A 25,780-nucleotide genomic window follows, 5' to 3' on the forward strand; every position below is an offset into this window, starting at 1 on the left:
ATTAATTATACCCTGGATTTTGTTTCAATTTGGTCCCTTGAAGCTCTCTGGTTGGTAATGGAAAAATTTCATCTTTACCCGCAACAAAACCTCTGCTTGCTAATTTAGTTGCAGCATCTCCCCATCTTACTAAATCAAAAAACCTGTGTCCTTCCCCTGCAAGTTCCATTCTTCTTTCATTTTTAATCGCTGCAAGTGTAACCGGAACAGAAGGCAAACCAACTCTTAGTCTAACCGCATCAAGTAAAGCTTGTGCTCTTGGTCCTGAGCCTAAAGCTTCCGCTTCCATCAAATACGTATCTGCAAGCCTAATTACATAGGTATTCTGTCTGTAATTTAACTCTGCTGCTCCACCTCCAGTGCGAACATCTGTTTTTCTTGGAAGGAATTTATTTAAGAAATATCCTGTATCTTGATAGCCACCAATATAATCCGCCTGACCAGCTGCTTTTAGCGCTTTTAAATCAAATACAGTAGCTCCAAATCTTGGATCTAATTTGATAGCATCATATAAATCTTGTGTGATAACATTAAAACTCCATCCTGATGGCAGATCAGCAGCTGTAGAACCAGAGGGTCTTGAATAACTTCTAGGTCCTATCATAACATTCAATGAATTTCCTTCGTCTCTACCACTTCCCCAAAATCCCCAATCAGAATTACCCGCACTTGTATGCGATACTTCTATAATTGACTCTGTATTAAATTTATTGGCAACAACCCATAAATCATTAAAATTAGACAGCAATTTATTTCCATATTGATTCGTTGCGCCAGGCGTACCATTCACTTGAGCCAAGACAGCAGCAGCCTCCGTTTTTTTATTTTCGTATAAATATACTTTTCCTAACATTGCTTGAGCGGCACCTTTAGTAAGACGTCCAGATTCTGTTGCGGCAGGTACACTTGTTGGCAAAATAGTTATTGCTTCTAATAAATCTTTTTCTATCTGTACGTAAATTGCTTCAGGAGCAGACTGCTCTACATCATACATAGTAGTAGCAGTCAAAGGGTTTAACAGCAAGGGAACATTTTTAAATATTCGCACTAAATTAAAATAATAGATCGCGCGCAATGCTTTCGATTCTGCGGTAAATCGAGCTTTTAAATTATCAGTCATCGCAACTTCTGGTAATTTTAAAAGCAAAGTATTTGCTCTGAAAATACCTTGGTAATGATCGTTCCAAAAACTTTCCGGAACGGTTGTAGCGGTAAGTTTATGTGTAGAAAAACCTTGAATTCCTGCTCCATCAGTTGCTCCCCCTCCTCCTGCATAGAAGTCGTCTGATCCTGCATTCATCATGGAAATTATATTTTCAAAACCCCCTGAATTTTTTCTAATGGGATCATAAACTCCCACCAAGGCAGCAGTCGCTTGTTCCTCGTTCGCATAATAATTGTCAGAAAGAAAAGAACCTTTTGGTGTAACATTCACAAAGTCCTCAGAACAAGAACCTAAGGAAACCACTGCTACTGCTATAAATAAATATTTAAATTTTATCGTTTTCATAATTCTTGATTTTATTAAAATTGTAAATTGGCTCCAAGCATAAATGTTCTTGCTTGTGGATAAATCCCTTTGTCTATTCCGAATACACCTCCACCAATTTCAGGATCGTAACCCGTGTATTTAGTTATAGTCAATAAGTTCTCGGCAGTTAAATAAAAACGTATTTTACTGGCGCCAATTTTACTAATCACATCACTTGGTAATGAATATCCAACCTGAACTAATTTTAATCTAAGATAATCTCCTTTTTCTAGATAGAAATCTGACATTTTCGCAAAATTATCATTTGTATCATCATTTGTAAGTCTAGGATACTGATTTGATGTTCCCTCACCAGTCCATCTGCTTAATGCAATGGTTTGATAGTTCGCGTTACTCACATCCAATCTTCTCAATCCTTGAAAAATTTTATTTCCGGCAGCACCCTGCATAAAGGCCATAAAGTCAAAATTTTTATAATCTAAATTTAAAGTTAAACCATAAGTATATTTTGGGATATTACTTCCCAAAAATTGTTTATCAGCATCACCTATAGCACCATTCCCGTCTGTATCAACCCATCGGAAATCCCCTGGACGTGCATTTGGTTGAATTAAACCTCCAGCAACATTTGTATAAGCGGCAATTTCAGCTTGATTTTGAAAAATTCCAGCAGTCTTAAATCCGTAGAATGAATTATATGATTGTCCCACTTGTGTTCTTGTTACTGGCCCCATAGATTGAAAAGATGCATCACCTGTAATATAATTTGAATCAGCAGCGATGAAAGTTACGGTGTTTTTTAAGTAAGCGATATTTCCGTTAACCGAGAAATTTACTTCTCCGAATTTCTTTTTATACCCTAGTTCAACCTCAATACCTTTATTATCCATGTCAGCGACGTTTCCAGTAGGATTTGCTCCAACACCTACATAACCTGGTATATTAATGGGACGCAAAATTCCAGTGGTAGATTTTTTGTACAAATCAACCGTAAGGTTTACCGTATTGAAAAATCTCGATTCAAAGCCAATATTCGTTTGCGCTGTTTCCTCCCATCGCAAATCAGGATTGTCTAACGTTAGGTTTGAATAACCTGTCGTAATAGCACCTGTATTTCCAAAAGAATAATTATATCCTCCTTCTACAAGAGAAAGATATCTAAAATTCGGTATTGCATCATTTCCTACCACTCCATATCCTCCTCTAACTTTCAATGTATTGAGCACATTATTTTCTTTCCAAAAATCTTCTTTGGTTACTACCCATCCTAAATTGAAAGATGGAAATACTCCAAATTTATTATTTGCTCCAAAACGACTTGAACCATCGCGACGAATAATTCCTGTGAATAGATATTTTTCTTTATAGTCATAATTTACACGTGAAAACAATGAAGTTAATTTATGCTCCGTTAAATCGTAGGTACCGCTGCTTCTGTTTGATTGCGGAACATCAAAATTGAAAGAAGCATCCCGATAATCTCCAATCGGCAGTCCAAACATAGTAGAACTTGATCCTCCTCCAATATTGTCGACATAAGAACCCTGACCTAATAAAACCGTTAAATTGTGGTTTCCGAACTGATTCGCATAGGTAACTATGTTTTCTACATTCCATGCAAAACTTTTATTTTCATTCTTACCGTAACTGTTTTTAAGCACATTTGAAGTAGCACTTAAGTAAAAAACAGGTGTAAAACCCTGCCCACCCCAAGAAGACAATTTACCTCCAATAGTCGATCTCACTTTGATATGCTTGGATACTGCTGCCTCGAAATAGGCATTACCAACGATGTCATCAGACATACCATACCCTCCCAATCTAGTTTTGGCATACGCCAAAGGATTAGTCATTTCTTGACCAACTAAGCTTGAAATTCCATAAGGATTTCCATTTGCATCACGAATTACAGGATTAGTACTGTAAGGTGCATTATTTATTTTAACAGGATCTGTCTCAATAATTGGAGTGGTTGGATCCAAGTTGATTGCAGAACTTAACGGTCCACCAAATTCACTGTTTGTATTCCCAATTCCAACTGTTTTTTGTCTCGAAAAACCAAAAGTCTGTCCGAAAGTAAATACTTTTGATAATTTGTGAGTCGAGTTTAAACGGAAGTTCTTTTTGGTATAATTTGAAATTTCAGTAGAAACTATACCTTCCTGATCTTGAATTCCAAAAGAAGCATAAAAATTAGAAACATCACTTCCTCCACTTATACTTAATTCATGAGAATAACGAAAAGCACTGGTATTAAAAATAGCTTTTTGCCAATCCGTTCCTACTCCTAAAACTGCTAAATTAGGAAATACAACAGGTCCTCCGGCAGCAACTGATTTTTCATTTAATAACGCGCCATATTGAGTTGCGTTTAATAAATGCAATGTCTTTTCGGGTGCTGAAATCCCAGAAAATCCGTTATAGTTTACTGTGATTTTTCCAGATTTTCCTTTTTTGGTAGTAACCAAAATAACTCCGGTTGCAGCACGTGTTCCGTAAATTGCAGCAGAAGCAGCATCTTTTAGCACCTCTATCGATTCAATATCGGATTGATTAAGAAACCCTATTCCACCTGCATCAACAACAACACCATCAACAACCCAAAGAGGATCATTTCCGCCCCCAAAAGTAGTCACCCCTCTAATTCGAATTGTAGATGATGAGCCCGGTTGACCTGAACTAGCTGCAATGGTAACTCCTGAAACTCTACCTTGTAAAGCTTGCTCGATTCGGCCGTTAGGAACTTTCTCAAGATCCTTTGCTTTGACACTTGAAATTGCACCAGTAACTACACTTTTCTTTTGAGTTCCATATCCTACAACGACAACTTCCTGCAAGGATTGCTCGGAGACACGAAGTTTAACATCAATCCGATTTCTCCCATTAATAACTTCCTGAATTGAAGTATACCCAAGATAATTGAATACTAACGTTTCTTTTGACAGGGCCTTTATCTGATAATTTCCATCAAAATCCGAAGCAGTAGCTTTAGAAGTTCCTTTAATTAAAATAGATACTCCTGGAATGGGAAGTCCGTTTTCATCATAAACTTTTCCGCTTACAGTAACATCTTGTGCTTGTGTGTAAACTGAGAATAGAATAGATAAAAAACAAAAAATAAACAATTTTGTAAATTTCATATTTCTAAAAATTTTTGTTAATTAATTACTAATTTCTAGCAATAATAATTCTATTTTTTTAATTTGTACATTAATTATTCCTTACAAAAACACATCAAAGGCTTTTTTATAACATCACAAAAACACATCAAATTTTACATAAACCATACTATTTGAATACTTTAAATTTAATTTTGTAATGTTATCTAAATGTTAATTTCAAAAAAAACCACTACATTTATAAAAGAAATGAAAAAACTTCTTTTTTTATCAAATTTGATATAAAACACAACTCCTTCTTATCATTTAACGAAGAGAAATTGATTTTCATTCTCACAACAATCAATTCATTACATTTAGATTTTAAACATGAATTTTACAAAATTCCATATCCTGATTTTATTAGTAACAACAACACTCTTGAGTCAGGTCAAAAACATTGGACTTCCAGACATTCAAAATTATAAAAGATCCGATTATAAAGGAGGCACTCAAAACTGGGATATTGACCAAGACAAAAACGGTAATTTATATTTTGCTAACAATAATGGTCTTTTTCAATTTGACGGTTCCTCATGGAGAAAATATAATATACCAAACTCTATCGCCGTAAGATGTGTGAAAATTGATGATTCTGGTAAAATTTTTGTGGGTGGTTATACTGAATTTGGGTATTTTAAACCTACTTCAAAAGGAAGACTGAGTTATTTTTCTTTATCCAAAACAATAAATAAGAGTAGTCTCAAACTGATGGATTTTATTTGGAAAATACACATTCATAATGACGAAGTTATTTTTCAGTCATTTGAAAGAACATATATTTTTAAGAATAAAAAAGTCAAAGTTCTTGAAGCGCCTAAAAGATTCCAGTTCTCTTTTCAAGTAAAAAACCACATCTATATCCAAGATATTTCTCTAGGAATATTGGAATACAGAAACGGAAAACTATTCCAGCTAAAAAACTCTACAATTTTAAACAATACAGAAATCTGGGGTATGTTTTCTTTACCTAAAAACAAGTTGTTAGTGGCTACTTTAAACAAAGGTCTTTTTATATATGAAAATGACAAAATGATTCCTTGGAATACGGAAGCGAATGTTTTCATTAAAAAGAACAGTTCCCTTGGAGGCATTACCATAAAAGATAAATTCATCGTGCTTAATTCCGTTTTAGACGGGATAATCGTTTTTGATTTAAATGGAAAAATAATTCAACATTTCAATCGCACAAAAGGCCTTCAGAACAATACCGTCCTAACTTCTTTTGTAGACAGTAAAAATAATCTTTGGCTAGGTCTTGATAACGGAATAACATTTATAAATGAAAATTCTCCTTTTACTTATTTTCGCTTTAGTTACAATATTAGCACGGTTTACGCTACAGCTATCCATAAAGAAAATCTTTACGTAGCCACAAATCAGGGTGTTTTTTATCATTCCTGGAACAACTCTATTAAAGAAGATACTTTTAAACTAGTTGAAGGAACTACCGGACAAGCATGGAATATCCAAGTGATTGATGATCAATTATTTTGCGCACACAACACAGGTGCTTTATTGATATCAGAGGGAAAAACTATAAAAATACTTGATAATGTAGGATATTGGCAGTTCAAAAAAATCCCTAATCATCCCAATTATTTAATTGGATCAAATTACAATGGCTTTTCAATATTTGAAAAAACATCAACTGGCTGGCTGTTTAAAAACAAAATTGAAGGTTTCTCTAGGTCGTCGGGATTATTTGAACTGCACGATAAAAACCTTTGGGCAAAAAAAGACAATCTTGTTTATAGAATGACATTAAGTGAAGATTTGAATAAGTTCGAATCTATTGAAACATACGAAAATTTATCGAAAACTACAAAAGGAATTGCCAACATTCAACAATTAGATAACAAGATCTATTTTCAAACAAACAATCGCTTTTTTAAGTATTCCTACGAGCAAAATCTTTTTTTTGAAGATAAAAAAATGAGTGCTTTATTTGCCAAAATTCCAAAAATAAATTCATTAACCCAAGACAGAAATGGCAATATTTGGTATATATTTGGAGAATCATTAGCTGTTTTAATGAAAACAAACCAGGGTGGTTATAAAAATATTGTCGCCCCTTTTTCAAAACTTACCGGCAATATAGTCTCTAATAATCTGTCTATAAATACAACTGGCCCTAACGATACTTTCATTGGTTTAACAGATGGATTAGCACACTATAATCCCAATCTATTAAACAATTACGAAGCAAAACCAAAAGCATACATAAGGGGCTTTTCATTCCCAGGAGATACTATTATTCTAGGAAACGGGCAAAAAGCACTGGACAATTACAAAATTCCATATTCATCTAATCATGTGAAATTTACCTTTTCATCCCCTTCGTATGAAAATCTGGAAAATTTAGAATTTTCATATCAATTGGAAGGATTTGATAATCAATGGAGCAATTGGTCTGCAATTGCCATTAAAGAATACACCAATTTAAAAGAAGGCGATTACACGATGAAGTTAAAAGCCAGAACTAATTATGGTAAACAATCTGAAAAAAGCACATTAAATTTTAGCATTTTTCCTCCTTGGTACAGACATTTTTTAGCCTATTTATTTTATATTTTACTTATTGCTGCTTCTATTATTTACATTAGAAAACGAATAAAAACGAAAATACGAAAAAACAAATACTATGAAATTATAGAACAAAGAAGGCTCTATTTAGAAAAAGAATCAAAAATAAGACAAGAACAATATGAACTGGAAAAAGAGATTGAAAAATTAAAAAACGACAAACTTCAAATTAAAATTTTAGCAAAAGACAAGGAACTCGTGAATAATTCTTTGCAAGTTGTAAAGAAAAATAAAATCCTGAATGGAATCATCTACAAACTGAAAGACATTAATGTAGAATCCTTTGATGAATCAACCAAATTCCAATTTACCAAACTGAATAGAAGTATAACAAAGGAAGTAAATGCAGACAAAAGCTGGAAAGATCTGGAAAAACACATCAAAAATGTTCATTTTGATTTTCTAAAAAGATTGAAAGAAAAATATCCAACAATTTCTCCGCGAGAATTAGATTTATCAACCTATTTACTGATGAATATGTCTACAAAAGAAATTGCCGAAATCATGAATATTTCAGGTGGTGGGGTTGAATTAGCACGCTACCGATTGAGGAAAAAATTAGAATTGAACAAAAAAGAAAATCTCATCGGATTTCTAATGAGCATTTAATAGGAACAAAAAAGCCATCATAAATTAAAATGATGGCTTTTAAATTTTAAAAAAACAAAAGCTATTATGACAAGAAATCTAACGTTCGCTCTAAAGCCATTCCTCTTGAACCCTTTATTAAAATCGTACTGTTTTCAATTTTAGTTTCTTTTAAATAATCTGAAAAGGTTTCAAATGTCTCGTAAAACCAAAAATTATTTTTATTAATTCTATCGTCATAAAATGCGTTCCCGATAAAATAACATTTCACTTTTTCTTTATTAGAAAGCAAAGTTACAATTGCCTGATGTTCTTGTTGACTTTCTTCACCCAACTCAAACATATCCCCCAAAATCATAATCTTATTTGGATTATCTAACTGGAGGAAATTTTCGATTGCAACAGTCATGCTACTCGGATTCGCATTATACGCATCCAAAATAATCTCATTTGTTCCTTTGGTTAATAATTGCGACCTATTGTTTTCGGGAACATAACTTTCCAACGCTTCTTTAATTGCTGAATCCGCTACGCCAAAATACTTTCCTACAGTTAGTGCAGCATTTATATTATTGGCGTTATAGAGACCTATTAAATGAGATGAAATAGTAAAGCCCGAAGAACTAATTATTACAAAAGGATTCGCTTTTACTTCCGTAATATTTACATCGGCATTTTCTTTATTAATTCCAAAAGAAAAAGATTTCAATATTTTTGATTTCTCAACTTGAATTGGATCTTCTAAGTTTATAAAAGCCAGTTTATCACTCTTTAAAAGATAGTGGTACATCTCACTTTTCCCTTCAATCACGCCTTTTACCCCACCAAATCCTTCTAGGTGTGCCTTTCCAAAATTAGTGATATAACCATAGTCAGGTTTCGCTAATTCACAAAGAAATTCAATTTCTTTTTTGTGGTTGGCACCCATTTCTACAATTCCAATTTCAGTTTCAGAATTAAAAGAAAGCAAAGTCAAAGGCACTCCAATATGATTATTTAAGTTTCCAACGGTGGCTTTGATTCTATATTTTTTTGAAAGAACAACAGCTAAGAGTTCTTTGGTAGTTGTTTTACCGTTGCTCCCAGTAAGAGCAATTACAGGCAATTTTAAATATTCTCGATGAAACTTCGCTAATTGCTGAAGTGTAACTAAACTGTCTTCAACTAAAATAGTCCTTTGGTCGATATAATATGTTTCGTTATCAATTATCACATAAGAAGCTCCTTTGTCCAATGCTTCTTTAGTAAAACTATTGGCATCAAAACGATCTCCTTTTATAGCTATAAATAAGGAATCGGTTTCAATTTTACGAGTATCTATTGAAACCGATTTACACTTTAAAAACAAACTATGAATGCTACTTATATCCATTTAAAACTTATTTAAAAAAAAAGCCCTAATGAAAGGGCTTTGATTACTATTTTATGAAAAATTAATTTCTGGCTGATTTCTTTTTATCAGCTTTAGGTCCAACTCTTGACATGGCACATCTAAATCCAATATAATCGGTAGCCATATCCTGAGGAAAGTATCTTCTTTGAGCCGGATCTAACCAATACGCTCTATCTCTCCAAGATCCACCTTTATAAACTCTTACTTCATCGTTTATCAAAGTAGTTCTTTTGCTTGATTTGTCATACTTTCTAACCATCTTACCTAAACTATCAGTTGTTACATTGTGTTTAGGAGAATTGTACATGATTTTTTCTTCTTTTTGTTTTTCATTCTCTGATTCAGATCCAAAGTTATAGTACCTTGTCGATTGTTTATCCCCATCTCTGTAATTGACATTATCGCTTTTATCGAAATTTTGTCTCAAATACGTTTCTTGCTCATCAACTGGAACTTGCGCTATTTGTCCCGGGAAATTTCTAGCTACAATTCTTCCGTTACTCAAAGTATCATATTTCATATTCTCTTTAGTAACAATTTCCACTTTCCCGTCTGCACCAATTTTATTTTTAGTGTATTTATTTCCTCTAAAATAATTAAAATCATTAGATTCATTATCAATAATAGGTCTGTAAACATCTTGAACCCATTCGGCTACATTTCCGGCCATATCATATAATCCAAAATCATTGGCTGGATAACTTTTTACTGCATTAGTAATATCAGCTCCATCATCAGACCAACCTGCAATACCACCATAATCTCCATTTCCTTGTTTAAAGTTGGCTAACTGATCTCCTTTACTTTGCCTTTTGCCTGAACGAGTGTAATCTCCTGACCATGGATATTTTTTCTGTCCTTTATAAATATTATATTCTCTTTGTCCTACATCTGCTGCAGCTGCATATTCCCATTCTGCTTCTGTAGGAAGTCTGTATTCTGGAAGAATAATTCCAGAAGATCGTTGTGCATAAACATTTTTAGCTTCTGTGACTTTACCATCTTTCCCAGCTTTAGGCGCTCTTGCTCCCTTTTTACCTTTTAAAACAATCTCTTCATTACCACCATAGGTTGATGTTGGACTATTTAGATATGTTTCAGTACTAAAAGAACTTTCTGCTGTAACATCTTGTGTTTTAGCATTTTTCTTCAGGTAACCATTTTTTTCTAAAACAGCTTCATTTACACGATCTGTTCTCCATTTACTAAATTCAACTGCTTGAATCCAGTTTACACCAACAACGGGATAATTAGCATAAGAGGGATGTCTTAAATAATTATTAGTCATCGTTTCATTATATCCTAATCTGTTTCTCCAAACTAAAGTATCTGGCGAAGCACCTTCATATATGTTTTTGTAATTTTCTTCTGTTGGGGGAAAGACTTGTTTCAACCAATCTAAATATTCTAAATACATGAAGTTTGTCACTTCCGTTTCGTCCATATAAAAAGATTGAACGTGTTGTTGTGTTGGCGTATTATTCCAATCATGCATTACATCATCTTGCACTTTTCCCATTGTAAAAGTACCGCCTTCAACAAACACCAAACCTGGTCCAGTCTCTTGCTTTTTACTACTTGACCCTTTTTTACCATCAACATTCCATCCGGTAGCCCTTGATGCATTTTTGGAACTAGATTTTTTACTGCAACTAGCCAAACCTGCAATCATTAGTATTGACATTATCAATCGAAAGGCCAAAATTTTGTTTAGTTTCATACTCTTTAGTAGGTAATAATTTTAAAGTGACGCAATATAACAATTAACCATTAACTTGCAAAATGCTTTTTTAATAAATTTTATCAAAAAATCATACTACAAAAACGCAAATTTATAATATTTATTATTTACAATTACACTAAATGATTTATTTTTACTCATTAGTAATAATTCAGTCTCAATCCCGCTAAAAAAACAATGAGAAAAACACTTTTAGTTTACTTATCTCTACTCCCATTTATCTCTTTTGCCCAAAATAATGGCAACATTACCATTGAATGGTCAGAAAAAAAAGAATTTCCTATTGGGGATATTATAATCAACGCCCCTCAATTTAACGGCGAAAATTACTACTATGATGTCTCGAAAAAAGCAATAACTTATACATTAAAATTATCGGAATCTGCTTCTTTTAATAAAGATGACATTCAAATTACCAATGTCATTTACGAACCCGTTTCAACATCTTATCTTGGTGATTTAGATTCGAAAAACATACCCGAAACACCCAATGCTTCCTTAAAAACGATAACTGCCCGAGAACTGAAATACACCTTTCTTGTGCTCTCAGTTATCGTGAAAGACAACTTTGGATTCAAAAGGATTAAATCGTTTTCTTATAGTACAAAAAGTAGTTCCTCCCGAATCGCACAATCCAATAAAAGCACAAGCGCCATATTTGATTCCGTTTTAGCCTCAGGAGATTGGTATCAATTTTACATTGAAAAGTCTGGCGTCTATAAGATTTCTAAAAGTTTCTTACAACAGTTAGGATTAACTACAAGTGGCATTGATCCAAAAAAAATAAAGATTTATGGTAATGGCGGAAAAATGCTCCCATTATCAAACAACACCTACTATCCTTCAGATTTAACTGAAAACGCTATTGAAGTTATAGGAGGAAACGACGGCGTATTTAATGAGGACGATTATATCTTATTTTATGCTGAAGGTTTGGATACTTGGAATGAAGAAAGCCAGACCAATATCAATTTATATGATACGAAGTCTTATTACTATGTAACCATTGAAGGTGCTGAAGGAAAAAGAATAGCCCCAATGAAGCAGCTAACGGGAAGCAGCACAATCACAATAAACACTTTTGATGATCATCAATATCACGAAATAGACGTAGTAAACATTGCTCATTTAGGTCGGCAATGGTTTGGCGAATCGTTTGATATAAATCAGGATCAGGAATTTGAGTTTAATTTTCCAAACGTCGAGCTATCTTCTGCAATCAAAATAAAGGCTACAGCAGCTTCGGCAGCTTTTGCTCCTACATCGTTCAAAGTATTTGCAAACGGGCAAGAAACTGGGAGCATTTCTTTTCCTGCTTTAAACACCAATTCTGACACCGAATTTAATACCGGATCGCTGCCAAGCAATATCTCTTTTAATAGTTCCGAAAATGTAAAAATTAAATTAAGTTACAATAACAATGGTGTCCCGGGATCAAAAGGATACCTTGATTACATTCAGCTTATCGCCAAAAGAAAACTTCAAGGTTACGGAAAGCAATTTCATTTTCAATATGACTTATCCACTTCCAGTTTAGGAGTTGCAACTTATTCCATCTCAAATTCTGCAAATATTCCTGAAGTTTGGGATATCACAGACTTATACAACATAACCAAAGTTGAAAATCCAAGTCAAAGTTCATTTACCTTCAAGGCAAACCTCAGTGAACTTAGAAAATATATCGCACTTGATGCAGCAGACTATTTTACCCCGTTGAAAAGCAACAAAACTAAAATTGCTAATCAGAACGTAAAAGGTTCAATTTTTAAAAATACTCAAGGTCAATTTCAAGATATTGATTATGTCATTATAGCTCCTGCTTTTTTAACAGCACAGGCAGAAAAATTAGCTGTTTTTCATCGTTCGAAATCAAATCTAAATGTAAAAGTGCTCTCCCTTGAATCTATTTATCAAGAATTCTCGTCTGGGAAACAAGACATTTCAGCCATAAGAAATTGCATCAAATATATCTATGAAAATGCCTCGCAACCTGAAAAGAGAATAAAATATGTCAATCTTTTTGGAGATGCCTCATATGATTTTAAAAACCGAATCGTGAACAACAGCAATATCGTTCCTATTTATCACTCCTTAAAGAGTAATACATCTGGTGAAGCTTCATTTGCTTCTGATGATTTTTTTGGATTAATGGATTCAAACGAAGGAAATATAGTTTCTTATTTTGGAGGAATTGACATTGCAGTTGGAAGAATGCTTGTAAATGACAATAAGCAAGCTGATGAAATGGTCAATAAAATAATCGAATACCATGATTTAAAATCATATGGCAGTTGGCGAAATAATATTGTTTTAGTTTCAGACGACTCGGATCAAACTTCGGATGCTAGTTTACAGAGTAGACAAAATAATCTGGCTGATGTTATTGCTACTGAAAAACCTTTTTTGAATGTTAATAAAATACTGCTGGACTCTTACGTTCAAGAAGCATCCGCTGGTGGATTCAGGTATCCAAAAGCAAGAACTGATTTTTTTAATGCTTTCGAAAAAGGTGCATTAATCTTTAATTATTTGGGACATGGTGGAGAAGATGGCTTATCTAGTGAACGTATTTGGGAAAAATCCGACGGACAAAACTTAAGTAATCAATATAAATATCCCTTATTTATCACTATAACTTGCGAATTTTCTCGTTTTGATAATCCTTCCAGACCTACTGCAGGTGAATATACATATTGGAATCCAACAGGAGGTGCAATTGCAATGATCACGACCATAAGGGCAATCGGTCAGTATAGCGCCGAAAATTTCAATGATGTATTATCAAAAAATTTATTATCGTACGGATCAAATCAGTATTCTTCTATAGCAGAAGCTTTGAGAATCTCCAAAAACAGAAATCCAAATTCAGCAACCAATGTCGTTTTTTATATTGGCGACCCAGCATTGATGCTTGCCATACCAAAACCAAAAGTAAGCCTTACAAAGGTTAATGACGTTTCTATTTCTCAACCCATTGATGATTTCAAATCGTTATCAAAGATAAAGCTGACCGGCGAGATTACGGATGAAAACAATAATTTATTGACAAACTATAACGGTGAACTTTCCACAACTATTTTTGACAAAATCATTGCAAGAAGTACTTTTAACAATGACGGGAATAGTGCTCCAATAAATTTTAATGTTTTAGGAGAAACAATATTTAGAGGAAATGCATCGGTTACAAATGGCAAATTTGAGTTTAGTTTTGTAGTTCCCAGAGACATCCGCATTCCATTAGCCAGTGGTAGAATCAGTTTTTATGCCAAAAAAAATCAATTTTTAGAAAATGAAACCGGCTATAATACGAATATCAAAGTAGGAGGAATAAATGAAAATGCAGTCGTAGACAATATAAGTCCAAGAGTTAAGTTATATATGAATGACGAAACTTTTGTTTCGGGTGGTACAACAAATGAATCTCCTTTTCTTGTTGCTTTTCTTGAAGATGAAAACGGCATAAACACAGCTAGCGGAATAGGTCATGATATTGTTGGAATCTTAGATGGCGATGTAAATAATCCTTACATACTAAATGATTATTACCAAACAAAATTAGATGATTACACTAGTGGAACACTTAGATTCCCGTTACATAATTTATCAATAGGCTTACATACAATTACGTTCAAAGCTTGGGATGTATATAATAATCCCATCATTATCGAAATTCAATTTATAGTAGTTGGTGATGAAACCATAACATTGACACATGTATTAAATTACCCCAACCCATTTGTCAACTATACTGAATTTTGGTTTACTCATAACAGACCTTACGAGGCTCTTGAAGTTCAGGTTCAAGTTATGACAATAACAGGAAAAGTGGTCTGGACTAAAAATCAGATTATTACCACGGAAGGGTTTTTATCTAAAGATATTAGTTGGGATGGCAAAGATGACTTTGGAAGCAAAATAGGAAAAGGAGTTTACATATATAAACTTACTGTAAAATCTAATCTGACTAATAAAACGAGTGAAAAGTACGAAAAACTTGTAATACTTTAATAAAATATTATATTTGTCTAATCAATTTTTACACAAAAATGAAAAAAATAGCTTTACTTTTTATCTGTTTTTTTATAGTTTTTCTTGCAAAAGCGCAAGATAGAGTTATAACAACAGGAGTTCCGTTTCTATTAGTTTCTGCAGATGCTAGAGCAGCTGGTATGGCCGACGTTGGAGTTTCATCTTCTGCAGATGCCTTTTCACAGCAGTGGAATCCGGCAAAATATGCTTTTGCTATAGACAAACAAGGTTTTTCAATAAGTTACACACCCTACCTTACCGATTTGGTAAACGATATTTCGTTAGGACAATTAACCTATTACAATAAACTTAATGAACGAAGTGCTTTTGCGGGGAGCTTACGATATTTTGGTTTAGGTAACATAGAACTGCGTGAAACTGGTAATCCTGATGAAGTACCTAGAATAGTCTCTCCTAATGAATTTGCACTTGACGGTTCTTATTCATTAAAATTAAGTGAAAGATTTTCGATGGCAGTAGCCGGACGTTACATACATTCCAGTCTAAAAGTAGCATCTGACAATGGTGATGCAACACCTGCCAGTTCATTTGCTGTTGATATTGCCGGTTTCTATCAATCTGAAGAAATTGCTTATAATGAATTTAACGGAAGATGGAGAGGTGGATTTAACATTCAAAATTTAGGCCCAAAAATAAGTTACGACAATGATGAATTTAGCACGAATTTTTTACCAGCTAATTTAAAAATAGGAACTGGATTTGATTTTATATTTGATGATTATAATAAAGTAGCTTTAAATATAGAATTCAATAAATTATTAGTACCTACTCCACAAAACCCAGATATAAACGGGGATGGAACAGTAAGTACTGAAGAAAGAGCACAAAACAACGAGAATTACCGTTCTATCGGATGGGTATCAGGTGTTTTTAAATCATTCGGAGATGCTCCAGATGGTTTAAGCGAAGAATTAAAAGAATTTACTTATGCCGCCGGCGCTGAATATTTATACCAAGATTCATTTGCTATGCGTCTGGGGTATTTTCACGAAAGTCCACAAAAAGGAGCTCGTCAGTTCTTCTCACTTGGAGCAGGATTTAAATACAATATCGTAAAAGTAGATGTCTCTTATTTATTCTCAGCCTCGAAAGTAAAAAACCCATTAGAAAACACACTTAGATTTTCACTTACTTTTAACTTCGGTGACAAGTACGATGAATATTAGTAAAACTAAAATTTTAAATAACTAAAATCCAAATTTCAATCCCGAAGCTTTCGCGATGAAATTTGGATTTTTTTTCCTCAAAAAAAAGAATGAAAGAAATCTCCATCACAACTCAATTCACAGTTTTCGATTCAATTAAAGAATTACCAAAAGATATTTACAATCTAATGGAAGAAGCCGTTGCCGTAAGAAAAAAAGCGTACGCACCGTATTCAAAATTTAGAGTTGGCGTAGCGATACTTTTAGACAACGGACAAATTGTCTTGGGTTCAAACCAAGAAAATGCCGCTTATCCTTCAGGGCTTTGCGCAGAAAGAATCGCCATTTTTTATGCCGGATCAGTATATCCAGAAGCAAAAATTTTAAAAATGGCAATTACTGCCGCTTCAGACACAAATAAGACAACTACTCCTATTCCTCCTTGTGGTTCCTGTAGACAATCTATAGCAGAATATGAAATAAAACAAGATACCCCAATAGAAATTTACTTTATGGGCGAAGAAGGTGAAGTAAACAAATCAGCATCGCTAAAAAATTTACTTCCTTTCATGTTTGACAAAAAATTCCTTTAAAAAACCCAAAAATTAGTCTATAAATTTCACTTCTTAGTTGTAATGTCTTATTTTTGCTTTTCGCAAATTTGTGTGAGGAAACTATTTTGCGTTATAAGTACTATTTTATAACACCATAACGATTAAGCAAAAGAAAAAATCCAAATGAAAGAAGTTACAAAAGAGGTTTATTTAAAGTGGTATGAAGACATGCTACTTTGGAGAAAGTTTGAAGACAAACTTGCAGCACTATACATTCAACAAAAAGTTAGAGGATTTCTACACTTATATAATGGTCAAGAGGCAGTTCTTGCTGGTGCTTTGCACGCAATGGACTTGTCAAAAGACAAAATGATTACTGCATATAGAAATCACGTGCAACCAATAGGAATGGGCGTTGATCCAAGACGTGTAATGGCAGAACTTATGGGTAAAGTTACCGGAACCTCAAAAGGGATGGGTGGTTCTATGCATATCTTCTCAAAAGAGCACCGTTTTTATGGTGGACACGGAATTGTAGGAGGTCAAATTCCAATAGGAGCTGGTCTAGCATTTGCAGACAAATATTTTGAAACCGGAGGAGTTACTATGACCTATTTTGGTGATGGCGCTGCGCGACAAGGTTCATTGCATGAAGCCTTCAATATGGCAATGTTATGGAAACTTCCAGTGGTTTTTATCGTAGAAAATAACGGCTATGCAATGGGAACTTCTGTAGAACGAACTGCTAATCATACTGACATTTGGAAACTAGGTTTAGGGTACGAAATGCCTTGTGGACCAGTTGACGGGATGAATCCAGTAAAAGTTGCCGAAGCAATGACGGAAGCTATTGATAGAGCTCGCCGTGGTGATGGACCAACATTTCTTGAAATGAAAACATACCGATATAGAGGACACTCTATGTCTGATGCACAATTATACCGCACAAAAGATGAAGTAGAAGAGTACAAAAAAATTGATCCAATTACACAAGTCTTAGATGTAATTAAAGATCAAAAGTATGCTACTGAAGAAGAGATTGAAGCAATTGATCAAAGAGTAAAAGATTTAGTGGAAGAATGCGTAAAATTCGCTGAAGAATCACCTTATCCTGAAATTCAACAATTATACGATGTAGTATACGATCAAGAAAACTATCCATTTTTACCTCATAAACTATAAATCAATTATGGCAACAATAATAACAATGCCTCGCTTGAGCGATACGATGACGGAAGGAACGGTAGCGGCTTGGCTAAAAAAAGTAGGTGACAAAATCAGCGAAGGTGATATCCTTGCTGAAATTGAAACTGACAAAGCAACAATGGAATTTGAGTCTTTCAATGAGGGAACACTTTTGTACATCGGAATTCCTGCAGGAGAAACTGCGCCGATAGACTCTCTATTAGCGATTATAGGAAACGAAGGTGAAGATATTTCCGCTTTAATAGCTGGAAAAGCAACTCCTGCAACTCCTGATGCGAAAGAAGCTAACCCTGAATCTAAAGAAATACCCTTAGCTCCTGAAGTTAAAAAAGAAGAAATAGCTGCTGCTCCTGCAACAGCTGCAGCTTCTTTACCAAAAGGAGTAATCGTAGTTACGATGCCTCGTTTAAGTGATACAATGACCGAAGGAACTGTAGCTACCTGGTTGAAAAAAGTAGGCGATAAAGTTGTTGAAGGAGATATTCTAGCTGAAATCGAAACAGATAAAGCAACTATGGAATTTGAATCTTTCAATGAAGGAACATTATTATACATCGGAATCCAAGAAGGAAATACAGCTCCCGTTGACAGCCTATTGGCAATCATTGGACCTGAAGGAACAGATATCAGTGGTATTGCTGAAAATTATAAAACTGGCGGAGCTCCAAAGATTCCCGTTGCAACTGATGAAGCAAAATCAGCGCCTGCTGAAAAAACAGCAGAACCAATTGTACAAGAAGTATCAACCGATGGACAACGAATTTTAGCGTCCCCATTAGCAAAGAAAATTGCAAGTGACAAAGGAATTCAATTGACACAAGTAAAAGGTTCTGGTGAAAATGGACGCATCGTAAAAAGTGACATCGAAAACTTTACTCCTCAAGCAACTTCCGCTCCGGTAAGTGCAACATCTGCGCCAGAAACTGCACAAACTGCAGTTGTACCAAAAGTCTTTGTTCCAGCAGGAGAAGTCTTTACAGAAGAAATCAAAAATTCGCAAATGCGAAAAATCATTGCTAAACGTTTAGCAGAATCATTATTTACTGCACCTCATTATAACTTAACAATTGAAGTTACAATGGATGAAGCAATGAAATCAAGAGCAATAATAAATAACGTTCCTGATACAAAAGTATCATTTAACGATATGGTAATTAAAGCTTGTGCGATGGCTTTGAAAAAACATCCAAAAATTAATTCTCAGTGGAAAGAGGATGCTATTACCATTAACCATCATGTCAATGTTGGAGTAGCGGTAGCTGTTGAAGATGGCTTAGTAGTTCCTGTACTGAAATTCACTGATGCTATGAGTTTATCTCAAATTGGCGGAAGTGTAAGAGATCTTGCCGGAAGAGCTAAAAACAAAAAATTATTACCAACTGAAATGGAAGGAAGCACTTTTACTGTTTCTAATCTTGGAATGTTTGGAATTGTTGAATTCAACTCTATTATCAACCAACCAAATTCCGCCATCCTTTCGGTAGGAGCAATAGTTGAAAAACCAGTGGTTAAAAACGGCCAAATTGTTATTGGTAATACTATGATGCTTTCTTTAGCTTGCGATCACAGAACAATTGATGGTGCAACTGGAGCACAATTTTTACAAACATTGAAACAATTTATAGAAAATCCAGTTACAATGCTTGCGTAATAACTAGGTTTTTAAAATACAAATCCCGTCAAATTTTAAAATTTGATGGGATTTTTTATTTATTTTTAGCTTCTATCCAACGAGACATGTATTTTGTACTACTCAACGTATGATGTTGTAAAATGGCTCCCATAAAATTATTCAATCGGTGTTGCTGCAAATTAGCGAGCAAAAAAAATATTTGCTTCTTAAAATCTTCTACAAACAGCGCTTTCGAATACCTTTGATTGACAATTGCAAATCCATTCAATTGAACTTCAAGCCAACGTTTTTTATCGTTGTATAACTGTACGGCTTCATCCGCAAAAACTTGTGGATTATCAGCTATAAAACCATTCCAAGGCAAATCACCATGCATCGATTCAGCTCCAATAGCAGTAGTTACACTTGCCGTACCACATTGCATAGCTTCAACTAATTTTCCTTTTACACCCGCACCAAAACGCAATGGTGCCAAAACAACACGAGCACTAGAAACCACTTCTTGCGCTTTAGGAGCACGACCTTTTATTAAAAAACCTTCTTTTGGTTGATGTAATTGCAATACTTTTTGCGAAGGATAAGCACCATAAATATTCAAAATAGCTTGAGGAAGTTGTTTCCTAATAAGTGGCCAAATTGATTCTTTTAAATACTGAACAGCATTCCAATTGGGTTCGTGAAGAAAATTTCCTATGAAAACAAAATCCTTTCTTTCTTCAAAGGGCAGTAATTTTTCGAAAGTTGCAACGGTTATTTGCTCTAATAAAAAAGGCAAATAATACAGTAATGCTTTGTCAATTTTAAATGTAGTTGTAAGTAATTCAACTTCAATTTCAGAAATCATTAAAGATAAGTCACATCTCAAAATACTGGCAATCTCGCGCTTCGCTATTTCTTCTTTTATTAAATCTGAAGTCAGAAACAGTCGATTTTCTTTAAATGCTTTTTGGCGTGCTAAACGCAAACAGTGCAAATCTTCAGTATCAAGTAATCGCAAGGCATTGGGGCAATTTTCGGCAACTCTCCAACCAAACTGCTCTTCCATCATAAAACGATCGAACAAGACAACGGTTGGATTTAACGCTTTTACAAAGACATCAAAACTAGGACAATTTAAAGTGATTGATTTTTTTTCAACTCCTATTTCTTTTAAATCAACCATGAAATCACTGTCCTGAGCCGGACTCGAAAACATAATGCCATATCCTTGTTCTTTGAAAAGTGAAATCAATTGGAGCATTCTTCCTCCTGCCGCAGACGAATTGGGTTCAGGCCAAACTAAACCAATAATTAAAAGTTGTTGCACTTGATTCTTATTTGAATAAAATTTTACCTGCAAAATAATACTATTTTAATGGCAATTCCTTGGTTTTGGGTGAAAATTAGCAAGAAAACACTAATTTTACAACTAAATAAATTCTAATATTATGCTAGGTTTAAAATTAGCCACAGACCCACGTTGGGTAAATATAGTCGAATCAAACATAGAAGAAATCCTAACCGATCATGCTTGGTGCGAACAAAAAGCAGCATCAAATGCAATAAGTTTAGTGACTTATAATTCTGAATTAGAGGAACTAGTTACAGAAATGTTGATTATCGCTAAAGAAGAATTAGATCATCTCCAATTAGTTCATAATTTAATAAAAAGCAAAGGTTTAACATTAGGCAGAGAACGAAAAGACCATTATGTAAATGAGCTTTTTAAGTTCATGAAAAAAGATGGCAGCCGAAGAGATGCGCTATGCGACCGTTTGTTGTTTTCAGCTATGATTGAGGCTAGAAGTTGCGAACGATTTAAAGTTCTTTCAGAAAACATAAAAGATCCTGAATTAGCTAAATTTTATCGTGATCTGATGATTTCTGAAGCCGGACATTACACTACTTTTCTTGGCTTTGCCAGAAAATATGTTGATAATTTTGATGTTGATAAACGCTGGCAAGAATGGATTGACTTTGAAACTTCAATTATTACTAATTATGGTAAACAAGAAACAATCCACGGTTAATATCCCCTCTAAAAAATTTAAATAAATTGCAGACTATTTTATACAAAAAAACAGGATACTTTTTGGCATCCTGTTTTTTTTATATTTCTCTAAATTAGTTCACAATTATAAACTCTGAACGTCTGTTCAAAGCATATTCTAATTCTGTACATTTATCTTGGCAATCAATTTTAGGCGCTGATTCTCCATATCCCTTCCCTGATATCCTATCCGCATTAATACCTTTAGAAATAATATAAGCAACAGTTGATTTAGCTCTTCTCTCAGATAAATCTAAATTATATTCGTCTGTACCTCTGGTATCAGTGTGAGCTTTGACATCAATTCTAAGTGAATTATTTTGTGACATCACATAGATTAATTTATCGAGTTCTGCTGCACCACGATCAGTTATATCGCTCTTATTAGAATGAAAATAAATTGGATTTAATATAATTTCTGTCTCAGTTACAGTCATTTCAATTGGATCTATAAATACATCCATAGAGGTACGCAATCCTTTTTCGATCTTACTTGCAGGGTACGATTTAGTAACGAACCCATCTTTATAAACATCAATAGAAAATTGTTTTTGGCAATCTGTACTATATAAGACTTCTCCTTTATCATTCGTTATCTTAGTATCTAAAATATTTCTATTTATATCTAAAAAAACTACTCTGGAATTAGCTAATACTGTATTTGTTTTGGCATTTTTTACAATGGCAAGCATCTCTGATTTACACACGGGAATTGCATTATAGATATTATCAACGCCTGATCTACTACTTGACAAATACCCAATGTTTTTTTCTTTATTAAATGTAAATGAAAAATCATCTTTTTCTGTATTTACAGGGCTTCCCATATTATTTGGCGCCTCATTTTTATTTAAATCTACATAAAAAACATCTAATCCACCAAAGCCAATTAGACCATTTGAAGAAAAATACAAAATGCCATTATCGGATATAAATGGAAAATTTTCATCACCTGCTGTGTTTATTTTATCTCCAAGATTCTCTGGAGTTCCAAAAGTACCGTCAGAATTCACTGCTACTTTCCATATGTCTGTACCGCCTATCGAGCCTGGCATATTGGAAGCGAAATAAAGCATACTACCTTCTTTGTCTATTGATGGATTACCAGTAGAATAACTTTTATTATTGAATGGAAGCGGGGTAATTGACACCCATTTTCCGTCATTCTTAACAGCCTTATACAAACTAACTTGTCCGAATTTCAATTTTTTTGCACTATCTTTTAAAAATAATTTTTCATTGAAACTTTCACTTGAAAAGTAAATAGTATTTCCATCTTTAGTCATTGTCAATGGACCTTCATGGTATACTGTGTTTAATTCTGAAATTGCTGTTGGTTCTGAATACGTTCCATCTACTTCATTATAATTACACTGATATAAATCTAAAAAAGGTTCATCATTCCATCCGTAAATTTTTGTACCCTTATTTCTCGCACCAGCAAAATAAAGCGTATTCCCATAAAGAACTGCCCCAAAATTAGATTTTTCAGAATTTACTGTTATTTTATTTATATCAAATAGCTTTTCTATATTTTTTAGCTTGATAAGATAATCAGGACTATTATTGAATTCTATTGCTCTTCGATCATTTGGTGCCATAGAAACAAACATTCTCATTTGTTTATCTGATTCTACATATTTACCATTTGATTTTAATGTCTGAGCATAATTATAATAGGTCTCTAAATCTTGTTTAGATTCTACCGCTTTTGAATACCATTTTTCAGCTTCAACAGTATTAGACATATTATAATAACTATTCCCTAACTGCTTATACACATATGGGTCAGAGCTTCCATTTTCAATTAAAGTTATATACTCCTTAGCTGCTGATGCATATTCGTATCTTACAACAAGTTTATCAGCGTTGTTCGTATATTTATTTTGTGCTGTTACTGAAATATTTATTAACAGTAAAAACAATAGTATAGTAATTTTTTTCATTTATTGTAAAGTTTAATATTAGAAAAATCTTGGAGAACGTGAAACTTTTTTCGAAACAAATAAATCATATAGCAAAATAAATTCATGAGAGGAAGGACTGGTCACTTTCAAATCTGAAATAATATGATCATAAGCGTAACCAATTCTTAACTCAGGTGTAATTGCAAAATTCACCATCCCACCAAAACTATCTTGTAATCTATAAGTCGCTCCTATTTCGAATTTTTCTTTATACAAAAAATTTGCAGAAACATCTAAGGACGGAGTTACATTAAATGCAGATTTCAACATCGTTGACGGTTTGAATTTTAATTCATAATTAAGATCAAAAACGTATCCCGCTGTTAAAAAATAATGCGACACATCTGAACCGTATTCACGACCATTATAATCTAAATGTGCTGATTTTGCTAAATTGGGAATTGAAAAAGCAACATAATAATTTTCTGTGTAATAAAATGCACCAACACCTAAATTTAATGATGCGTCATTTATATCTTGCCCAAAAATACCTTCTGAAGGATCAGGTAAAGAAGATTGTATATCTCTTAGTCCAACTTGATGAAATGAAACACCAGCTTTAATTCCCAACGCTAATCTACTTATCTCATTTAATTTTAAAGTATACGAAAAATCTCCAAATACATTCTGTTCAGTTACTGGTCCAATCTTATCTGATATAAAAGATAAACCTAGTCCAACATTACTACCAACAGGGGCATGTCCCGAAAAAGTAAAAGAAGTTGGAGCATCTTCTATATTAACCCATTGTTTTCTGTACAATGCTCCAAAAGAAATACTTTCTTTTGAACCTGCATAAGCAGGATTAATGACATTCATATTATACATATATTGAGTATAGTGAGGGTTCTGTTGCGCATTTGAATCGATATAGGCAATAAGAACCAAAAGAGAGGTCAAAAATATTTTATTCATATCTATTTGTTTTTCGTTTTATTCATCCAAAAGAGATCATGGACTTCAAAAATAAATTAATTTACTATTTTTCTCTGATTAGATATATCCAACCTGTTTTTGTTTCGCCTTTATTAAGTTCTATAACATAGTAATAAGTAGCGCTTGGAAGATCCTCTCCTTTATCTGACTGTCCTTTCCACTGATCCGTATAATTAGATTGATTGTAAACCTTAATGCCATATCGATCGAATATTTCTAGCTTTTTTACATCCATCAATTTTAAATCAAAGTTATCATTCGAACCGTTACCATCAGGTGAAATTCCTTTTTGAATGTTACAAGTAATAGTTTCAACTTTTACATTTTTTATTGTTTCGCAACCGGTTGCAGTTGATGTTATTCTCAAGGTAAAATTTAAAGGGAAAATTTCTTTTTCAGAAGTTGAAGAAATTAAATTTGACACATTCAAAACATTAGAATTTGCCCCTACAGTTGTACCCGAATTATCTTTCCATTCGAAATCTACATTATTTGGATCGTATGAATTAGATAATGGAGTAGCTGTTAACACGTAATCCTTATCCTTACAATCTCCGTTAATTTGAAATTGAATTTGTGGAGGAATTGGATTTATTGTTTGTTTTGAACCAATGGTACATGAACCTAAAGTAGCTGTTACGGTATAGTTTCCAGATGGAGCGGTTACAACATTCCCTGAAATTGAAGCTCCTACCGATGGATTTATTGCATAAGTATAAGTGGCATCATAATTAGTGATAGTAAAACTTCCTGTAGCAACACTACAAGTTGGCTGTTTAATTATTACTAATATAGGGGATATCGGTAAAGCATTTACCTTATTGGTTATTCCTATACTTGTTGCAGTACAACCAAACGCATTGGTAACTATAACATCAACGACTTGACCGTTAGTTAAACTTGTTGTTGTATATGTTGTTGATGCACCATTTTGGACACTTGAACCATTTACTCTAAAATTATAATTAGTTCCTCCTCCCGCTGTGAAAGTAACTGAAGTACCAGAACAAAAAGAATTATCGACATCATTACTTGATAATGTAGCTATAGGTAACACATTTACTGTAACTGTTGACGTTGTAGTACAACCGTTACTGTTTTTATACGTTATTAAACTCGTCCCAGCCGAAACCCCAGTTACTACGCCTGAATTATTTACTGTTGCAACTCCTGTTGAAGCAGATGTCCAAGGGGTTGTGGCATCTGCAGTAGCTGAACCGGTTAATGTGGTTGTTGCACCTGCACAAACACTTAAAGTACCTGTTATTGTTGGTAAAGCGTTTATTGTATTGATTATTCCTG

General features: G+C 33.7%; 15 protein-coding genes. 7 read left to right on the forward strand and 8 right to left on the reverse strand.

Annotated features, from left to right (window positions below; genetic code table 11):
* Position 1: 1 nt before the first annotated feature.
* Both C4S35_RS10270 and C4S35_RS10275 read right to left on the reverse strand, forming a co-directional pair.
* Positions 2-1,510: a RagB/SusD family nutrient uptake outer membrane protein gene (locus tag C4S35_RS10270; protein ID WP_104000077.1), complete on the reverse strand. Its 1,509-nt coding sequence runs from the start codon at positions 1,508-1,510 to the stop codon at positions 2-4.
* Between the two features lie 14 nt (positions 1,511-1,524).
* A complete protein-coding gene (locus C4S35_RS10275) occupies positions 1,525-4,632 on the reverse strand; it encodes a SusC/RagA family TonB-linked outer membrane protein (RefSeq protein ID WP_104000078.1) in 3,108 nt (1,035 codons plus the stop codon).
* Positions 4,633-4,980: 348 nt separating this feature from the next.
* Here C4S35_RS10275 and C4S35_RS10280 point away from each other — a divergent pair, with 348 nt between their 5' ends.
* Entirely contained in the window at positions 4,981-7,845 is a 2,865-nt protein-coding gene (locus C4S35_RS10280) for a helix-turn-helix and ligand-binding sensor domain-containing protein (protein ID WP_104000079.1), read from the forward strand.
* A 64-nt stretch (positions 7,846-7,909) separates the two neighbouring features.
* On the opposite strand, the gene C4S35_RS10285 is transcribed toward C4S35_RS10280, so the two are convergent.
* Both C4S35_RS10285 and gldJ read right to left on the reverse strand, forming a co-directional pair.
* Positions 7,910-9,196 carry a UDP-N-acetylmuramoyl-tripeptide--D-alanyl-D-alanine ligase gene (locus C4S35_RS10285; RefSeq protein WP_104000080.1) on the reverse strand — a complete coding sequence of 429 codons (1,287 nt, stop codon included), beginning with the start codon at positions 9,194-9,196 and terminating at the stop codon, positions 7,910-7,912.
* A 61-nt stretch (positions 9,197-9,257) separates the two neighbouring features.
* Positions 9,258-10,937: a gliding motility lipoprotein GldJ gene (gene gldJ / locus C4S35_RS10290; RefSeq protein WP_104000081.1), complete on the reverse strand. Its 1,680-nt coding sequence runs from the start codon at positions 10,935-10,937 to the stop codon at positions 9,258-9,260.
* A 198-nt stretch (positions 10,938-11,135) separates the two neighbouring features.
* Here gldJ and porU point away from each other — a divergent pair, with 198 nt between their 5' ends.
* The 5 genes from porU to C4S35_RS10315 all read left to right on the forward strand — a co-directional run bounded on the left by porU (position 11,136) and on the right by C4S35_RS10315 (position 19,564).
* Positions 11,136-14,966 (forward strand): type IX secretion system sortase PorU, encoded by a 3,831-nt coding sequence (gene porU, locus C4S35_RS10295; RefSeq protein ID WP_104000082.1) that lies wholly within the window; start codon positions 11,136-11,138, stop codon positions 14,964-14,966.
* 38 nt (positions 14,967-15,004) lie between these two features.
* Positions 15,005-16,174: a type IX secretion system outer membrane channel protein PorV gene (gene porV / locus C4S35_RS10300; RefSeq protein ID WP_104000083.1), complete on the forward strand. Its 1,170-nt coding sequence runs from the start codon at positions 15,005-15,007 to the stop codon at positions 16,172-16,174.
* Positions 16,175-16,263: 89 nt separating this feature from the next.
* Positions 16,264-16,746, forward strand: a complete 483-nt coding sequence (cdd, locus tag C4S35_RS10305) for a cytidine deaminase (RefSeq protein WP_104000084.1) — start codon at positions 16,264-16,266, stop codon at positions 16,744-16,746.
* Positions 16,747-16,890: 144 nt separating this feature from the next.
* Positions 16,891-17,889, forward strand: coding sequence for a pyruvate dehydrogenase (acetyl-transferring) E1 component subunit alpha (gene pdhA, locus C4S35_RS10310; RefSeq protein WP_104000085.1), 999 nt, complete (start codon positions 16,891-16,893; stop codon positions 17,887-17,889).
* Between the two features lie 7 nt (positions 17,890-17,896).
* Positions 17,897-19,564, forward strand: a complete 1,668-nt coding sequence (locus C4S35_RS10315; RefSeq protein ID WP_104000086.1) for a pyruvate dehydrogenase complex dihydrolipoamide acetyltransferase — start codon at positions 17,897-17,899, stop codon at positions 19,562-19,564.
* A 55-nt stretch (positions 19,565-19,619) separates the two neighbouring features.
* On the opposite strand, the gene C4S35_RS10320 is transcribed toward C4S35_RS10315, so the two are convergent.
* Positions 19,620-20,852: a glycosyltransferase gene (locus C4S35_RS10320; RefSeq protein WP_244175246.1), complete on the reverse strand. Its 1,233-nt coding sequence runs from the start codon at positions 20,850-20,852 to the stop codon at positions 19,620-19,622.
* Between the two features lie 121 nt (positions 20,853-20,973).
* On the opposite strand from C4S35_RS10320, the gene C4S35_RS10325 reads away from it, so the two are divergent.
* Positions 20,974-21,555, forward strand: a complete 582-nt coding sequence (locus C4S35_RS10325) for a MiaE family protein (protein ID WP_104000087.1) — start codon at positions 20,974-20,976, stop codon at positions 21,553-21,555.
* A 94-nt stretch (positions 21,556-21,649) separates the two neighbouring features.
* On the opposite strand, the gene C4S35_RS10330 is transcribed toward C4S35_RS10325, so the two are convergent.
* From C4S35_RS10330 to C4S35_RS10340, 3 genes are all read right to left on the reverse strand, one after another.
* Entirely contained in the window at positions 21,650-23,521 is a 1,872-nt protein-coding gene (locus tag C4S35_RS10330) for an OmpA family protein (RefSeq protein WP_104000088.1), read from the reverse strand.
* Positions 23,522-23,539: 18 nt separating this feature from the next.
* Entirely contained in the window at positions 23,540-24,457 is a 918-nt protein-coding gene (locus tag C4S35_RS10335) for a PorP/SprF family type IX secretion system membrane protein (protein WP_104000089.1), read from the reverse strand.
* A gap of 64 nt (positions 24,458-24,521) precedes the next feature.
* A partial coding sequence (locus tag C4S35_RS10340) for a T9SS type B sorting domain-containing protein (protein ID WP_146059534.1) occupies positions 24,522-25,780 on the reverse strand: 1,259 nt, incomplete at its 5' end.

This window comes from Flavobacterium urumqiense (assembly GCF_900108015.1).
In the GTDB taxonomy this organism is placed as follows: domain Bacteria; phylum Bacteroidota; class Bacteroidia; order Flavobacteriales; family Flavobacteriaceae; genus Flavobacterium; species Flavobacterium urumqiense.

Excerpts from the sequence above, each read along its gene's own strand:
- C4S35_RS10270 (WP_104000077.1), bottom strand. The coding sequence starts at position 1,510 with ATGAAAACGATAAAATTTAAATATTTATTTATAGCAGTAGCAGTGGTT.
- C4S35_RS10275 (WP_104000078.1), bottom strand. The coding sequence starts at position 4,632 with ATGAAATTTACAAAATTGTTTATTTTTTGTTTTTTATCTATTCTATTC.
- C4S35_RS10280 (WP_104000079.1), top strand. The coding sequence starts at position 4,981 with ATGAATTTTACAAAATTCCATATCCTGATTTTATTAGTAACAACAACA.
- C4S35_RS10285 (WP_104000080.1), bottom strand. The coding sequence starts at position 9,196 with ATGGATATAAGTAGCATTCATAGTTTGTTTTTAAAGTGTAAATCGGTT.
- gldJ (WP_104000081.1), bottom strand. The coding sequence starts at position 10,937 with ATGAAACTAAACAAAATTTTGGCCTTTCGATTGATAATGTCAATACTA.
- porU (WP_104000082.1), top strand. The coding sequence starts at position 11,136 with ATGAGAAAAACACTTTTAGTTTACTTATCTCTACTCCCATTTATCTCT.
- porV (WP_104000083.1), top strand. The coding sequence starts at position 15,005 with ATGAAAAAAATAGCTTTACTTTTTATCTGTTTTTTTATAGTTTTTCTT.
- cdd (WP_104000084.1), top strand. The coding sequence starts at position 16,264 with ATGAAAGAAATCTCCATCACAACTCAATTCACAGTTTTCGATTCAATT.
- pdhA (WP_104000085.1), top strand. The coding sequence starts at position 16,891 with ATGAAAGAAGTTACAAAAGAGGTTTATTTAAAGTGGTATGAAGACATG.
- C4S35_RS10315 (WP_104000086.1), top strand. The coding sequence starts at position 17,897 with ATGGCAACAATAATAACAATGCCTCGCTTGAGCGATACGATGACGGAA.
- C4S35_RS10325 (WP_104000087.1), top strand. The coding sequence starts at position 20,974 with ATGCTAGGTTTAAAATTAGCCACAGACCCACGTTGGGTAAATATAGTC.
- C4S35_RS10330 (WP_104000088.1), bottom strand. The coding sequence starts at position 23,521 with ATGAAAAAAATTACTATACTATTGTTTTTACTGTTAATAAATATTTCA.
- C4S35_RS10335 (WP_104000089.1), bottom strand. The coding sequence starts at position 24,457 with ATGAATAAAATATTTTTGACCTCTCTTTTGGTTCTTATTGCCTATATC.